Origin of the sequence: Okeania sp. SIO3I5, from assembly GCF_010672085.1 — a bacterium.
Lineage (GTDB): Bacteria > Cyanobacteriota > Cyanobacteriia > Cyanobacteriales > Microcoleaceae > Trichodesmium.
Window position 1 is genome coordinate 17,547 of sequence record NZ_JAAHHT010000048.1, and the last position, 15,939, is coordinate 33,485.

Genomic DNA, 15,939 nt, shown 5'->3' on the forward strand with positions numbered 1-15,939 from the left:
AAACCAGTACCGAACTATTATAACTTTAATATGAGTCAGCTAGTTGTTCTCAAGATTTTGGATGGTAATTGGGAGAATGGATTTCCTGTTCACTTAAGCATAGGAAAAGAAGGAAAACAAAACGATTTTGAATGTAAAGCTCATTTACCCAAAAATTCGGAAATTTCTTTTTTATATGAAAAATTTCAATTTTCTTACCAAAAAATTTATCCACCTCTCCTTGGTTTATCTACTAGAATTGAATTAGAAACAGAAGAATCAAATAGTCAACAAGAAACTAATGTAAATCCCAAGGAAGAATGTGAAAAAGTAGCACAAAAATTAGAATCATGTTTGAATGAATGGCTAGACTCAAAGGAGTTTCGACCAGCTCAAGAATTACTATTAAAAAAATTATATGAATCTAGAAAAATTCGTTTTATAATTCAAACTGATGATATTTCTTTACAAAGACTACCTTGGCATCGCTGGAGATTTTTTGATGATTATAATTTAGCTTCAGTGGTTTTTAGTGGCGCACAAATTACCGATATTAAACAATATAAACACCAACAAAATCAATTAAAAATATTAGCAATTTTTGGAGAAAAAGAGCTTGATTATACAGAAGAGACACAGCATCTAGAAGAAATTACTAGCTCAGAAATTCATCCTCTTAATCAACCGAGACATCAAGATATTAATGACCAACTCTGGGAAAAAAACTGGGATATTCTATATTTTGCTGGTCATAGTAGAACCGAACAAGACAAAGGAAAAATTTATATTAATGATACAGAAAGCCTCACAATTGCAGAATTAAAATATGGCTTAAAACAAGCTATTGCTAAGGGATTACAACTAGCAATTTTTAATTCTTGTGATGGTTTAGGATTAGCATCAGAGCTAGTAAAACTACAAATTCCCCACTTAATTGTAATGCGGGAAATAATTCCCAATAATGTTGCTAAACAATTCCTAAAATATCTGCTGGAAGAGTTAAATAATACTGAAAACCAACAACCATTGACCTTAAATTTAGCAGTGCAGCGATCGCAACAAAAACTACAAGGTTTAGAAACAGATTCCCCTTATGCTAGTTGGTTGCCAGTTCTGTTTCAAAACCCCACCACATTACCTCCAACTCTCCAACAATTAAGAGCCGGAATTATTCCTCAATTTGCAGAAAAATCAAATAATTTTCCCGATTTATTACCACCTAAATTTAGACCATATCTAAAGCCAATATTATTAGCAACTGTCAGTATATTTGTCACCTTAACTGTAAGTAGTATTAGACACTTAGGAATTTTAGAATATTGGGAATTAAAAACCTACGACCAATTAATGCGTCTGCGTCCCGATGAAGGAATTGACAACCGTTTATTAGTTATTGAAGTAACAGAAAATGACTTACAATATCAGCGTGAAATGGGAATGAAAACTAATATATCTGCTTCTTTATCAGATACAGCACTCACTCAAATTTTAGCTAAACTCAAACCCCATCAACCTCGTGCTATCGGTTTAGATATTTATCGCGATTTTCCTGTATTCCCTGAAGAAATTGATTTAGCTAAAGAACTAAAGGAAAATATATATTTATTTGTTATTTGTAAACATCCTGAATCTAAAACTGAGGGAGTAAAACCACCACCAGAAGTACCAAAAGAGCGAGTCAAATTTAGTGATGTAATTGTAGATCGGGATGGTATTATTCGACGTTATTTATGGCAAATGGAAGACAGTGAATTTTGCCCGACAAAGCATTCGTTAAGCATGGCGTTAGCACAAAACTATTTATCGTTTGAAGGAATTAAAGCAGAAATAACTCCTGAATCTGACTTGCGTATTGGTCAAGTGCTGTTCCAGCGAATCCAAGCAACTCCAGCAGGAGGTTACCAAAACATTGATCATAGAGGATATCAAATGTTGCTTAACTATCGTTCCAGAAAAATTGCTGAGTCAGTTACTCTGAAACAGGTTCTCCAGAATGAAGTTGACCTCAGTATCGCAAAAGATAAAATCGTGATCATTGGGGTTACTGCTGACAGTATAAAAGACAATTTTTTTACTCCCTACAGTTTGAATAGAGAGTCTAGTCAAGAGATGCGTGGTGTATTTGTACAAGCACAAATGACCAGTCAAATTATCAGTGCTGTACTTGACGATCGCTCTTTATTAAAAGTTTGGCAGTGGTGGGTAGATGGTCTATGGATTTGGAGTTGGTCTGTAATAGGAGGAACATTAGTTTCGCAAATACGCTCAGTTCCAATTTCTATTATTGTCAATGTAGTAGCTATTCTAATTTTGTATGGTAGTTGTTTATTCCTACTGATTCAAGGTTATTGGGTGCCCCTAATACCAGCAGCGTTAGGCCAAATTCTTAGCAGTTTGGCTCTACACCCAAGTCATATTAAATCCGGTAGCATTGGTGTAATTTAGATAAAAAGTGTGGGGAGATGGGGAGATACAGGCTAGAAGCCTGTGTTACAGTAATTTTGGTAACACAACCTTCCAGGTTGTTACAGGCTAGAAGCCTGTGTTACACTAATTTTGGTAACACAACCTTCCAGGTTGTTACAGGGTTCTAGCCTGAACTGCAAAGATAGAGATCAATCCTCATGCATTGCTGTAATATCATACACTAATTCACCAACGCCTAAAACCCAATATCATCACATAAACTTCTGTCGCTCTCCTCCACTTCAGCATTAGTGCGCAGATAATTACCCACCCACTCACAGCCATAAACAAGTATTTGTTCAAAATCGATCGCCTTTTCTAAATCCCATAAAATTACTTTCCGATCTTCTGCGGCCGTTGCTAGAGTTTTGCCATCATTGCTGAATGCAAGTCCTCGAATACCCGAACTATGACCAAAAAGATTTACCAAGAACTCACCATTTCTTTGCCATAACTGCACTGTTCCTTTATCATCTCCAACGGCAATGATCTTACCATCAGGACTAACCGCAACCTGAAAAATTTGCTGATTATTTGTTTCAATAGTAGAAATCAACTCACCTTTTTCATTCCATAATTTTATGCTTTTACCACCATTCCCTATTCCCACCCAAAAATCATTATTACTCGCCGCAACACTATAGACAATACCCCCACCAGTCGAAAGTATTTTAAATAAATCACCATCTTGTTCCCATAGTCGAACAGTACCATCCCCACTACTAGAAGCAATTAAGGAACCATCTCCATTAAAAGCAACCCCCCAAACTCCAGCTTGATGATCTTTGAAAGTAGTCACTTCATCACCTTCCAATGACCAGAGTTTGACTGTGCGATCGATACTCGCTGAAGCTAATAGTTTACCATCAGGACTAAATGCCAAGTTGCGAATCTCAGCTTCATGTTCTTTCAAAGTCTCAAGTAACTTACCATCAGTTTGCCAAAGTTCTACTACAACTCCAGCGCTGATGGCAAAGATATTTTTTTTCGGACTAAAAGCAATATCTGCAAAGGCAGAGTTTTTTCCAGGAATTTTCTTTTTTATTGAACCGTCAGACTCCCACAGAATAGTTTCATTAGAACTGACACTGCCAATTAATTGATTATCAGCACTAAAAGCAACTCCGTGAACCCCTGCTGTATGTCCGAACAAGCGAGTTAACAAAGGATTTTCTAAGCGCCATAGTTTCACCCGGGAATCAGATCCTCCCGAAGCTAAGACTTTGCCATTAGAACTGAAGGCAAGTCCTCTCACCGAACCCTGATCAGCTTTAATAGTAGTTAATAATACACCTTCTTGATTCCAAAAAGCGATCGTGCCATCCTCAGATGCCGAAGCTAAAATTTTCCCATCGGGATTAAATACCACAGACAAAACCCTTGCTGTTTGTGCCGTAAAAGTTTTGAGGAGTTCACCTTCTGGCAGTTCCCACAGTTGAACTTTACCATAACTGTCACCTACCGCCAACAGTTTACCATCAGGACTAAAATCTAGGCTCAAAAGCGCTTCTTTGCCCTTAGTTAGAGTAATAGGAATAGGTTCTTTTTCCTCTATGTACCACAATTTCATCTTACCGTCTTCGCATACGGAGGCGAGAGTTTTACCATCTGGACTAAAAGCCACTTTTCTGACAACTGCTTGATGTCCTCTAAGAGTTTTCCATAGAGTTCCATTTTTGCGCCAGAGTTTGATAGTGCGATCCATACTTGCCGAAGCGATAATTTCTCCATCTGGACTAAACTTTACGTCATACACTGGAGCTTGATGACTCCTGAAAGTATGCAACAGATCACCATTAGGTTTCCAGAGTTTAACAGTAGTGTCTCCACTGCCAGAAGCTAAGGTTTTACCATCAGGACTAATTGCCACTGTTAAAGTCTGGCCTTGATGTGCTGGCCATCTTGCTAGTAAAGTGCCATCTATCCTGCGCACTACCATCTCACTCTCACTACCGATGACAATCTGCTGACTATCTTCACTAAAGTCGATATCTATAATTCCGGTATTACTAGCGACAAAATTATTGGACTCCATCGCCCCATAAATTGAGCGTCGTAGGGCTAACTCTATCATTTTTTCTGTCTGAGGTTCGTTAATTCTAAGCTTTTGGAATTCTCGCCTTGCTTTGAGCACTTGAATTATAGAATCTAGCTGTCGATCTAAGGCAAAAAGAGCTTCTGAATAGCGGACTATGCTTTGAATTTTAGCTAGGTTTTCTTGGCGTTGACTGGACATAACAATACGGTACTTTGAAAAAGTCGTCATTCCCCAACCAGAAACAGCGAGGAATGCGATACTAACTGCAGCTAAAAATAACTTTTTAAATCTAGCGGTTGTTTGTTTTTGTTTTAGTCTTGCTTCTACTTCTTTTATGCGTTCTGCTTCTATTATAGTTCGCTTTTCTTGTCTCTCTTTTTCAACGGAAGCATCTAAATATTGATAATCTAAATCACTTAAACTTTTTCCCCTTGCCCAAGCTTCAGCATTCTTTAACGCTAGACCAAGCAATAGACTCGATTCGTCTGTTTTTTGGGAAGCTATCCAAGCATCAAAAGCTTGAGCATAAGGTCGCAATGATATTAATTTTTTCTCTATCCATTCTAAATTAAATACTCGTTCATATATCCGGTTTTTAACCTTGAGCAATCCTGATTCTTTCACGACTAATCCTGACAAAAATAATTGCTTTTGTTCAGGACTATCATCAATTTTTACAATTTGATTCAGGAGTATATTTTGATATATTTCCAGCAATATTTCTACTTTTTTTTTCTTGCATAATAACCGACTTTGTATAGTTCTTAAATGCTCTGGATCGTCTTGACTCTGCCAATCAGATAATATCTTATTAACAACTATATTATCTACTAATAGTTTTTCATAATCTAATGGCAAATCAATAAATTTATTTTGCACATCGCATAATATATTATTTCTAGATGTATTCGTTTTAGAAGTTAATGGCAATTCACAAGAATTATTTCCTTGGAGGGTAATAAAATCCATAACTAATTGACAGAGTTTATTAGTTAAAAATGGTTGCCCTCCTGTCCAGGATAATATTTCTTTCAGCATTGCTTGAGCATGGTTTTCTCTTAGTGGTAATGCTGCCGCTAATGGCTGTATTTCTTCTGGGGTAAAACCATGTAATTCTATGGCTGTACCGATGTTAAATGGTGTTCTTTTCCTGTCTTGGATTAAATCGGAAGGTGTGGCCACTCCAAAAATGGCAAAATTAATCCGATGATACTCTGGGTTAATTGACCGTTGATTGTAAAAATATCTAATCAGGGCAAAAAAGTCATCTACTGGAAAATTTAAACTGAGAATACTATCTATTTCATCTATGAATATACAAATCTTTTGTGTGGGAAATTGTACTAATATTAGTTCTTCAATAAATCGACTTAATTTTTGCACATCAGAAATTTCTTTTTGTGACAACCACCAAGTTTTTAATGTGAATTTTTCTATCAATTGGAAACTGCGCCAGAGGTCAGCAATGATGCTTTTATACCATTGTTCGGGGGTAATGTTTTGACTACCAATGCTAGTCATGTCAATACTAGCACATTCAAATCCTTCTTCTTTAAGTTGATAATAGGTTCTGACTAATAGGGACGATTTTCCCATTTGGCGACTATTGAGAACGTAACAAAATTCGCCTCTATTTAAAGCTTGATAGAGTTGGGTGTCAGCTTCTCGAGTAACGTAGGTGGGGGCGTCGTTATGGAGGCTACCTCCTACTTGATATATACGTTTAGTCATAGTTTATATATATATAATTTCGGGTTTAATGCTGATAAATATGTAAGCAGAGAGTAAGAAGATAAGTTACAGGACGTACAAAACTCAGCAGTTCTAATACTAGACGCGATCAATGTTTGCTACAAATCTCTGTTATCTGTTAAGTGTTCCTTATAACTGGAGTTTTGTAACATTCTTTTTTTCACGCTTGGTATCACAAAGAAGGAAAAACCTTAAACTTAGGGTAGATATTTCAGTAGTGGTGTACAAGTAGTGAAATCCTCAAAAAAGTTAAGTAGTCAAAAGAATAGTATTTCTTGGAAACTAGGAAATAATGGTACTTTCTATTCCCTCCATACCAGTTAAGTGTTTCTAGTTAAGTGTTCCCTAAATCAGTACATCTACCAAACTACCGATATTTCTTGAGTTTTTAGACAAACGATACCAATGGATATCATAATTAAGAGGCCGGTCCTAGGGCGCTGTCCCTACATACTAACCAATCCCAATTGTAATGTGCAACGCCCAATACAAATTTGATCAATGTTTGGTACAAATAGCTGAGGTTTTTTTAGGAGTCAGGTAGGGGAGTCATCGGATGGGCGACGCACAGTCAGGAGTCAGAATCAATAGCTTCGATGCCATTCTTAGTTCATAAGGACTTACGCACGCGAAACTGGGTTTTTAGGATAAATCCTTGTTTTTAACAATAAACATTGACGATCTGCACCCGGTTTCTGGGTTCGCCTGCGCAAGTCCTAAATATCAAATTATAAGCCATCTGTAGGGGCGTTTGATGTCGCAGAGCGTTAACGAAGTTATGCGCAGCTAAACGGCCTTTAGCTAATGCACAAGGCGCGTTAACACGGAGCAACATGTTTGCGTAGCATGAGCAGGAAGACGCCCCTAATATAGCAGTTTTGTGTAAGTCCTTTTCATAACTCATCGAATTCGTCAAAGGGATATCTCCTATAAAGTCTTTTGAATACCCATTATATTCATAACATTCTTTTTTCAGGCATGATATAAATCACTTAATATAATAGAAAGATTGGTTAAAAGGAATTTTTTTGTTCTCAAGGGGAGATTGGATATGGCGCCGGTAACCCATCCATCTTTCGACCGCTTTTTCTCCTTGAAAGTAGAGGCTTTAAACCTTAATTTTTCCGTAAATCATAATCATCAAATTACTACCCAAGACATTAATTTTCATAAATTTCTAAAGGTAATTGATCTGGATCTGGAAAGAAAGTAAAACGCTTACCAGTTATTTCGTCAATTCTAATATTTTCTACTTCTATACCGTGAGATTTCAAGTAATCAACAGATTCATCAATATTATCTACTTCTAATGCTAAATGTCTCAGACCACAAGCTTCTGGCCGAGTTAATCTTTTTGGGGGGTCAGGAAATGAAAATAACTCTATCTGATTGCCATTACCCATGCACAAATCTAACTTATAAGAATTGCGTGCCTTTCTCCAAGTTTCTTGAATAATTTTAAATCCTAAAATATTTACATAAAAATGCTTTGATTTTTCATAATCAGAGCAGATAATCGCAACGTGATGAATTTTTTTTATTTTCACAATAGTAATTATTAGATTTTTGGAGGAGTCAGGAGTCAGGAGTCAGGAGTCAGGAGTTAGAATAATTTTGAAATTTACTTATTGTAATTATCTTATAGCACTTTTCACTCATGTTGACTACAAAACTTCTGCCTTTCAGCCAAAGTTTTTATATTCTATGAATCTTGAAAACTGCTATAAGCTTAATTTTGCCTACCTACTTAGCTGAGTGCTAGTTCAAATTAATTCCTAATAGAAAAATTCCTAAATCTTTGAGAAATAGCTATATTTTAGTCAAGATTTCCGAACTATTTTATATTGGTAAATAGTTGTATATTCTGGTCTCAACTATACTCCATATTTTCTATTATCTTTTTGATATTTACCGAAAAAATAAGGTTTAAAGCCTCTCATTTAAAAAAGTTATTTTTCCCAAGTTATAAGTATAGTATTACTTTTTCAAAATTGAATATATACCAATCCTCTAATATCTTTGTGTATAAAAATATTACCGCTTTTCGGGAATAGGGAATAGGGAATGGGCAATAGACAAGAGTTTTAAAGTTTATTTCTAGTTTTTGAATTGTTACAACCTATTTAGAATTGCTATAGCCGTTCTCATAGTTAATAAGATACAGTTTTTTCCCATATCTGACCTTCCCTAAAACCCAAAACTTGTCTATCTCATCTATATCCATAAATAGGATAAGTAATACCAAATCTCGCGCATTATTGCTACATCTTATTGAGAGTAGGTAGGTACATTAAATGAAACATAAATAGGTATTAGGTTCAGGAGAGTAGCGTTCAAAAGCATAATATATCTTTGTTTAATACAAACGAATCGTTAAAAACATTATTGAAGGATTATTATTACTTAATAACTGAAGTCTTGAGCAATATCTGGAATTATTTTGGGGAATTAGTATAATACCGTTTCACAGAAGTTGAAATTTATGCATCAAATGCTAATTGCTGAAGTCCCCATTTCCTGCGGAAACTTTTAACTTTCAACTATTGAGTTTTGACTTTCACGAAGCGGTTGACAATCTTGACGATCGCATTGCCCTTTAACAATAACCTCATAACTTTCAGCATGAAGTCCAGGAGGTAAATTATCTAGTCGCAAGTTAGTAAAAGTTTCCCACTCTATATCAATGATAGTCCCACAGTTTTGACAGCAAAAATGATGATGGGGTTGAACGTTGGCATCATAACGAGTTACTCCCTCCTCCAGTAATACTTCCTTAACTAAACCCACTTCCCGTAATACAGTTAAGGCAGTATAAATAGTTGCTTTAGAAGAAATTGGTAACTCTCGGTTTACCTCACTTAGAATTTCCTCAACAGTAGGATGATCTGAACGAGACAGAAGATTGGCATAAACTGCAAATCGCTGAGGAGTAATTCTTAGCCCTTTAGATTGCATTTGTCTCTTGATACTTGTTGTATTGTGATTATTTTTCATTATCTATTATCTATTATTTACTTATAATATTTCAAACCAGCTACAAATTATAACACATATAAGTAAAGATTGGTTATTAAATTGGAATAAATATTTTCCTTGACATTTTATTAAATAAGAATTATTCTTAGAAATAAGAGAGAAAACTAGCTAACTTATAAGTAGAGGAGAACACCATGGACTTGTCCAACTCTAACACCAGTAAAAATTTATCTGATGCTTTTGCAGGGGAATCAATGGCTAACCGTAAGTATCTCTTCTTTGCCGAAGTTGCCAAAAAATTAGGCATGGAAGATTTAGCTAAACTGTTCCGGGAAACAGCCAATCAAGAAACCCAACACGCCTTTTCTCACTTCCGTCTACTTCATCCTGAATTAGTCGTAGACGACCCATCTATCCTAACTGAAGAGCAAAAAAAAGCGATCGCCTCTCGTTGTCTAGAATTAGCAATTGAAGGTGAAACTTATGAGTATACAACCATGTATCCCGAATTTGCCGAGCAAGCACGAGCAGATCGTGATAGTGGAGCAGTGGCAGAATTTGAAGAGCAAGAAGAAGAGTCCCGCGAACACGCCACCATGTTCCGTCAAGCAGCGCACAAGTTTGGTTTATTGACTCATATCGAAAACCACCATGCTAATCAATATACGGAAGCTTTAGAAGGTCTCAATGGTGTTGCACCTAAACAAAAGGTTGCTGGCAGTAACCCAGCAAACTGTAAATGGATCTGTCGTGTATGTTCGATGATTTACGATCCAGTTGTTGGCGATCCGGACTCTGGTATTGCTCCTGGGACTCCATTTGAAGACATTCCTGAAAATTGGTCTTGTCCTATTTGTGGAGCACAGAAGAAATCTTTTGTTCCTTATGAAGAGGCAGTTGCAGCTTAAGTATTTCAGGACTTACGCAGAGCCACCATCTGTAGTGGCGAATGGCATTCGCCCTCTAGGAATAGTGCATTGTCTAAGGATTTGCGTAAGTCCTGTATTTATGGCAAGGCAGATTTATCAATAGAATTTAAAAAAAGTATTTCCGAGTCAAATATATAGTGTTTTTCACAAAGGCTGAAAAACACTTATATTTTTCTTATTTAGGTAAGCTGCTCGCTCCTTTTTATTTATACCGCTACGCGCTAGGGAACAGGGAACAGGGAATAGGGAACAGGGAATAGCAGACTTTTAAAGGCTTTTAGGATTTAGAAATGTCGTAACCTTAATACCTAGTGCTATATTGACATTCTGTGGCCAGCAAGATATAAATATTTTAACTTTATTTGTATAGTTTAGGAGTTGTTTATGATAATGCAACTATTAAAAGCAAAATCTATTTCACGGTTAATATTTTCTCTGGGATTAAGCATATTATCACCTATTTTGACTCCTCTCTCTGCTATTTCTGCCGAAAAAATTATAATTGCTGTTCCTGATATTAATATCAATGATCCAGTAGAAGTTGATCTGCCATCTTTTCAAATTAAAATACCAGTTCAATCTCTCGAAAACTTTGCCAAAGAAGGTCAATATACAGATGAGTTTTCTCTTTATTCGGAACTATTAAAAGATGAAATAAAGGAATTACAGGAACTTTTCCAAAAGCAAAGAAAAGGGCTACAGGAACTTTTGCAAACGCCTTTTAATATAGAGCCTAGTATTGTAGAAGCATTTATGGAAGAACCAGCAGGAAAAGAGTTACTAAAACGTTTAGGTGAGATTATTCAAAGTGGAGAAAACGAAAATGGTAGTGAAGCACTAAAAAAATCTTTTGAGTTAGCGGTTGCAGATCCCGATGGTTTAACTATTATTAATTTACTGAAAAAATTTCCTGGGGATATTTTCATTGAACTGGAAGAAGGTGTCAATTTAGTTAATGAGTTAAGCAAAAAATTTGTGGAAGAAAAGATAATTTTGACAGAACTGCAAAAACAAGCACAAGATTTAGTATTGGCTGAAAAAAAACAGAATTTTAATGGTTTTCCAGATTTCAGAAATGCCGGGAATATTTTATGGGAAAAACAATCTTTTAGTTTTAGAAATCCGAATCGCGATCGCTCTTCTCCAGCAGATATTTATCTCCCTAAAATTTCGGGAAATAAGTTAGTTCCTGTGGTAGTTATTTCTCATGGTTTAGGTTCAGACTTAAGTAGTTTTGTTTATCTTGCCGAACATTTAGCATCTCATGGTTTTGCGGTAATAGTACCGGAACATATTGGTTCAAATGCAGAAAAATTGGAAAGAATATTTGCAGGTTTTAGTAGACCTGTAGATGGAATAGAATTTATTAATCGTCCACTAGATATTAAGTATTTACTAGATGAAATAGAGGAAAAAATAGGCTCTGACCCTATATGGCGAGGTAAGCTGAATTTTCAAAATGTAGGTATAATAGGTCAATCTTTTGGTGGTTATACTGCTTTAAGTGTTGCAGGTGCTCCTCTCAATTTTGAACAACTCCGTAAAGATTGCCAATTTGAAGACACTAAATTGATTTTAAATTTATCCCTATTATTACAATGTCAAACGACTAATTTACCAGCAGAAATAACCTCCAATTTAACAGATGAACGTATCACAGCAGCTATTGCAATTAATCCTGTTAGTAGTGGTATATTTGGAGCTGAAAGTAAAGGTCTGAGTGAAATTAAAATACCTGTGATGATTCTAGCTAGTAGTGAAGATATTTTTGCTCCGCCAATTCCAGAGCAAATTTATCCATTTATCAGTTTAAATACCCCAGAAAAATATTTAGTTATAAGTAAACCAGCAACTCATTTTTCATTTATTGAAGAAGAAGAGAATGCTTCTTTTGAACTACCAAAAAAATTAATTGGTCCTGATCCTGATTTGGCTTATCCATATCTTCAAACATTAAGTGTAGCTTTCTTTCAGGTTTATCTTCAAAATCAATCCCAGTCATTACAATATTTAAGTGAATCTTATCTACAATATCTCAATCAAGAACCATTTACTTTTACTTTACTGAAGTCTCTTACAGAAGCTGATATACAAAGAGCACTTGATAATTTTTATGAACAAGTTACAGAGAAGTAATATCATGTTCGAATGAGTAATGAGTAATGAGTAATGAGTAATGAGTAATGAGTAATGAGTAATGAGTAATGAGCTATGAGTAATGAGCTATGAGGGAAGAGGGAAGAGGGAAGAGGAAGGAATTTTAAGCTATAAATGAATAGAAAGTTTTTTTATCAGGCTCTTATCCAGACATGATATAATTAGGGTTTGGGGTAGGAGTCAGGAGTCAGTAGTCAGGATTGAGGAGTTAGGAGAAAGAATTCTCACTTGATTTTTCGGCCTTAGCTTTTTAGACTGAAAATAATTTCAATCTTATTACAGCAGTTTTCATTTGGCTAGACAGTTGTAGGGACGTTCCATGGAACGTCCCTACAAGGTTTTGGTTGTAAAGATTTTATACTGATACTAACGGATTTGATATGACTTCTAACTTCAGCTATAATCTCTTTTATTTCTGCAAATTCAAACCTTTTGAAAAAAATTTGAGACCAACTAAAACTGCTAATCCTAAAGCTAATATTCCAGCACTAATAGCAAGAACTAGAATATCTAAATGACGAATTGCAATTGCTGTTAATGCCCAAATAAATACCAAAGTATAAGCAATATCTTGTTTTTGAATATTAATAATTGCTGCAATAACAGTGCCAATTATTAACATAATTATTGTCCAAACAATACCAACTTGTTCTGAACTATTCCAGCCTAAATTATCTAGAGCGCAGGCTACATTTACAATTGTTGCCACACTAATCCAAGCAAAATATATACTGATGGGATAATGAACTAACCATTTATCTTTTTTTGAGACTCTTTCATAACTAATTCCTAAATTTAGATATAGGGAAATCAAACATCCTAAAATTCCTAACATTGCCAATACTGAAAGAGTAAATAGTTGATATTGAAATAAAAATATCCAAACAATTTGTGCCAGACTCGCACCTACTAAAAAATATTGACATCTGCGTAAAATTTGATTCTCTCGTTGTGCTGGTAAAAGTTGATAAATTCCAAAGCTAATTAAGCCTAAATAAATTAATCCCCAAATAGCAAAAGCATAACTGGCAGGAGTAATCAAAACATTCTTAAATATGGTGTTAGAAATTTCTCCTATTGTTTTACCGCTTGGAGGTGCAATATTCACATAAATATTCAGAAAAAAAGCAGCTAAAATAGCAATTAAATTAGCCCATTGTCGGATAATATCTGAGTTAAATTTACTTGTATTAGTTGCCATAATAATTTTTGCGATTGTTAATAAATGCTATTAAGCTGAATGCTTACACAAAATTAATCTTGAATTACTTCTAGTCCACAAGCTTCTGCGAGTTGTTGTGCTATGCTTTTATATGGACGAGGTGGAGTCCGAGTATCGAGGTCTAAATTAAAACCCTCTACAACACGCTGAATTAATTTTGAACGCCACATAGCTTCTATTTCATAATCTGAACTCAGACTACCTTCAGATAATGCTGCCATTAATTTATCTAATATTTGATATTGCCCTACTAAAATTGCTGCTTTAGTAACATCGCCAGAATCAGTATCAAGAGCATCTAATTGTCTACTAACTCGATTCCATTCTGTGTCAATTATTTTCATCATAACTTTAGCAAGTTTAGCATCACGTTCCTGTTTCAATATTTGGAATTCATTGTTAGTCGTCATTATTAGCTGTTAAATATATTATTATAGGCTGTTTAATTTTATATATCACATCTATCTGGTTCTTAGCATGAACATAATCTTAAATTAAGGAATGTGTTTCAACAATTAATTATTAATTATTAATAATTACCTCTTTAAAAACCATTTCCAATCAGAATAAATGATGCCCAATAATAAGGATGATGTAACTGTGCAACTATTTCTAATGATCAGTCATTTTCAGGACTTTTTTGTATTGCTAAAGCTGCTAACTGTTGGGGATTATATTTACCATGAATTAGAGAAATTTGTGCTTGGCGTAATGCTTCTGCTTTTGTGACTTTTCCTGTTTCTAACCACTGATAAAAATTATTCATCAAAATTTGCCTACCGCCATCATCGACACGCCATAAATTGGAGTTAATAAAGCTACAGTAGCTAGAATAGTCAGATGAAAATTTAATTCCATTATCTTTAAGCATCTTTATCGGATTTACCCATTTTTTAAATCTTAAGTTATCATATTATTAAGTTTTTGTCAAAATAGAATAATTATATTTATGACATCAGAAAAATTGATGAGAATTGTTAAAAATAATATACTCGATCCAGATATTCCCCAAAAAACTTAGTATTATTTTATATTAGACTTCTTGCAAATGTCAGGGAATAGGGAATAGGGGGAATAAAATTGTTGATTTTATATTTTGAATTGGTTTAATTAAAAATTTTGCAAGAGGTTTATTAATTACTAAATATATCGGTGTGCAAATGACTGGGTTTAATAACCTACGTTTAAATCTACTATTGATAACTGAAAGTGTTAATTATAAAAACACGATTATAGTTAGATTAATCCAATAATTTTCAAAATATTAATGACCAAAAAATTAAGTCTCAAGCCTCCCCTTGGAAGGGAATGAAAAGAGTAAACTTCAGTATTTCAATCCCGATGCTTCACCAAGAGATACTGATAACTGATAACTGATAACTGATAACTGAAATGACTGAATTAAGACAAAATTTAATCACTAGGGATTGGGTTATTATTGCCACAGAAAGAGCCAAAAGACCTGATGATTTTACTAAATCTGAAAAATCCCAAATTGTCATCCCATCATATCAACCAACTTGCCCATTTTGTCTGGGCAACGAACACCTTACAGGACCAGAATCATTTCGACTCAAAGATAATAATAGTTGGAGAGTAAGGGCAGTACCTAATAAATTTCCAGCTCTAACTCCCATAGGTGAAAAAGTTAGAAATGTAGATAAAAGTTTTCGTTCTATGGCAGGAGTTGGATTCCATGAAGTGATTATCGAACACCCACTTCATAATGTCACAATTCCGTTTCTAGATATTAAAGATATAGTCAATATTTTTAGAGTTTATCGTCTGCGATATTCACAAATAAGACAAGACCAAAGGATTCAAACTATCCTGATTTTTAAGAATCATGGTAAAGGTGCAGGTACATCATTAGAACATCCCCATTCTCAATTAGTAGCTACACCAATTGTGCCCTATCAATTACGAATTAGAATACAAGAAGCAATGCGATATTTTGACGATACTGGAGAATGTATATTTTGCCGAACATTAGCAGATGAACTAGCTGCTGAAGAGAGAATAATTTATGCCAGTAAAGATTTTGTTTCATTTATTCCTTATGCGGCACTTTCTCCATTTCATACTTGGATTTTTCCCAGGCGTCATTCATCATCTTTTGATGAAATTACTGACTCAGAAATGCTGGATTTAGCAGATAATTTAAAAACTGTCTTGGCAAAACTTTATTATGGTTTAAATAACCCAGACTATAACTTTATTATTCGTTCTATTCCCACAGATGAAAAACGCACAGATTATTTTCATTGGTATTTAGCAGTTGTGCCTAGGGTTTCCCTCGCTGCTGGATTTGAAATGGGAAGTGGAATGTTTATTAATACTTCTGTGCCAGAAGAAAATGCTGCTTTTTTACGTTCTGTAGAAATTCCTAAATAGTAGGGAACAGGGAACAGGGAACAGGG

10 protein-coding genes are annotated in these 15,939 nt (G+C 34.9%); 4 read left to right on the plus strand and 6 right to left on the minus strand.

The genetic code is table 11. The features are described 5' to 3' along the window. Positions 1–30 precede the first annotated feature (30 nt). Positions 31–2,424, plus strand: coding sequence for a CHASE2 domain-containing protein (locus tag F6K40_RS13775; RefSeq protein ID WP_293136724.1), 2,394 nt, complete (start codon positions 31–33; stop codon positions 2,422–2,424). A gap of 217 nt (positions 2,425–2,641) precedes the next feature. Here F6K40_RS13775 and F6K40_RS13780 read toward each other — a convergent pair whose 3' ends face one another. From F6K40_RS13780 to F6K40_RS13790, 3 genes are all read right to left on the minus strand, one after another. Continuing rightward, positions 2,642–6,214, minus strand: coding sequence for a WD40 domain-containing protein (locus F6K40_RS13780; protein ID WP_293136726.1), 3,573 nt, complete (start codon positions 6,212–6,214; stop codon positions 2,642–2,644). Between the two features lie 1,181 nt (positions 6,215–7,395). After that, positions 7,396–7,782 carry an SMU1112c/YaeR family gloxylase I-like metalloprotein gene (gloA2, locus tag F6K40_RS13785; RefSeq protein ID WP_293136728.1) on the minus strand — a complete coding sequence of 129 codons (387 nt, stop codon included), beginning with the start codon at positions 7,780–7,782 and terminating at the stop codon, positions 7,396–7,398. 982 nt (positions 7,783–8,764) lie between these two features. After that, positions 8,765–9,229 carry a Fur family transcriptional regulator gene (locus tag F6K40_RS13790; protein WP_293136730.1) on the minus strand — a complete coding sequence of 155 codons (465 nt, stop codon included), beginning with the start codon at positions 9,227–9,229 and terminating at the stop codon, positions 8,765–8,767. Positions 9,230–9,405: 176 nt separating this feature from the next. Here F6K40_RS13790 and F6K40_RS40840 point away from each other — a divergent pair, with 176 nt between their 5' ends. Both F6K40_RS40840 and F6K40_RS13805 read left to right on the plus strand, forming a co-directional pair. After that, a complete protein-coding gene (locus F6K40_RS40840) occupies positions 9,406–10,119 on the plus strand; it encodes a rubrerythrin family protein (RefSeq protein WP_365671376.1) in 714 nt (237 codons plus the stop codon). Positions 10,120–10,524: 405 nt separating this feature from the next. After that, on the plus strand, positions 10,525–12,276 hold the full coding sequence (locus tag F6K40_RS13805; protein WP_293136732.1) for an alpha/beta hydrolase: 1,752 nt from the start codon (positions 10,525–10,527) through the stop codon (positions 12,274–12,276). A gap of 430 nt (positions 12,277–12,706) precedes the next feature. Here the strand turns inward: F6K40_RS13805 and F6K40_RS13810 are convergent, their stop codons facing one another. The 3 genes from F6K40_RS13810 to F6K40_RS13820 all read right to left on the minus strand — a co-directional run bounded on the left by F6K40_RS13810 (position 12,707) and on the right by F6K40_RS13820 (position 14,390). Beyond that, positions 12,707–13,498 (minus strand): tryptophan-rich sensory protein, encoded by a 792-nt coding sequence (locus tag F6K40_RS13810; protein ID WP_293136734.1) that lies wholly within the window; start codon positions 13,496–13,498, stop codon positions 12,707–12,709. A gap of 53 nt (positions 13,499–13,551) precedes the next feature. After that, on the minus strand, positions 13,552–13,929 hold the full coding sequence (locus F6K40_RS13815) for a hypothetical protein (protein WP_293136736.1): 378 nt from the start codon (positions 13,927–13,929) through the stop codon (positions 13,552–13,554). Positions 13,930–14,138: 209 nt separating this feature from the next. Then, complete coding sequence (locus F6K40_RS13820) at positions 14,139–14,390, minus strand: CHAT domain-containing protein (protein ID WP_293136738.1); 252 nt, start codon at positions 14,388–14,390, stop codon at positions 14,139–14,141. 521 nt (positions 14,391–14,911) lie between these two features. On the opposite strand from F6K40_RS13820, the gene galT reads away from it, so the two are divergent. Then, on the plus strand, positions 14,912–15,913 hold the full coding sequence (gene galT / locus F6K40_RS13825; RefSeq protein ID WP_293136740.1) for a galactose-1-phosphate uridylyltransferase: 1,002 nt from the start codon (positions 14,912–14,914) through the stop codon (positions 15,911–15,913). Positions 15,914–15,939: the final 26 nt, after the last annotated feature.

Coding starts and splice junctions, on each gene's coding strand:
- F6K40_RS13775 (WP_293136724.1), top strand. CDS start 31: ATGAGTCAGCTAGTTGTTCTCAAGATTTTGGATGGTAATTGGGAGAAT.
- F6K40_RS13780 (WP_293136726.1), bottom strand. CDS start 6,214: ATGACTAAACGTATATATCAAGTAGGAGGTAGCCTCCATAACGACGCC.
- F6K40_RS13790 (WP_293136730.1), bottom strand. CDS start 9,229: ATGAAAAATAATCACAATACAACAAGTATCAAGAGACAAATGCAATCT.
- F6K40_RS40840 (WP_365671376.1), top strand. CDS start 9,406: ATGGACTTGTCCAACTCTAACACCAGTAAAAATTTATCTGATGCTTTT.
- F6K40_RS13805 (WP_293136732.1), top strand. CDS start 10,525: ATGATAATGCAACTATTAAAAGCAAAATCTATTTCACGGTTAATATTT.
- F6K40_RS13810 (WP_293136734.1), bottom strand. CDS start 13,498: ATGGCAACTAATACAAGTAAATTTAACTCAGATATTATCCGACAATGG.
- F6K40_RS13815 (WP_293136736.1), bottom strand. CDS start 13,929: ATGACGACTAACAATGAATTCCAAATATTGAAACAGGAACGTGATGCT.
- F6K40_RS13820 (WP_293136738.1), bottom strand. CDS start 14,390: ATGCTTAAAGATAATGGAATTAAATTTTCATCTGACTATTCTAGCTAC.
- galT (WP_293136740.1), top strand. CDS start 14,912: ATGACTGAATTAAGACAAAATTTAATCACTAGGGATTGGGTTATTATT.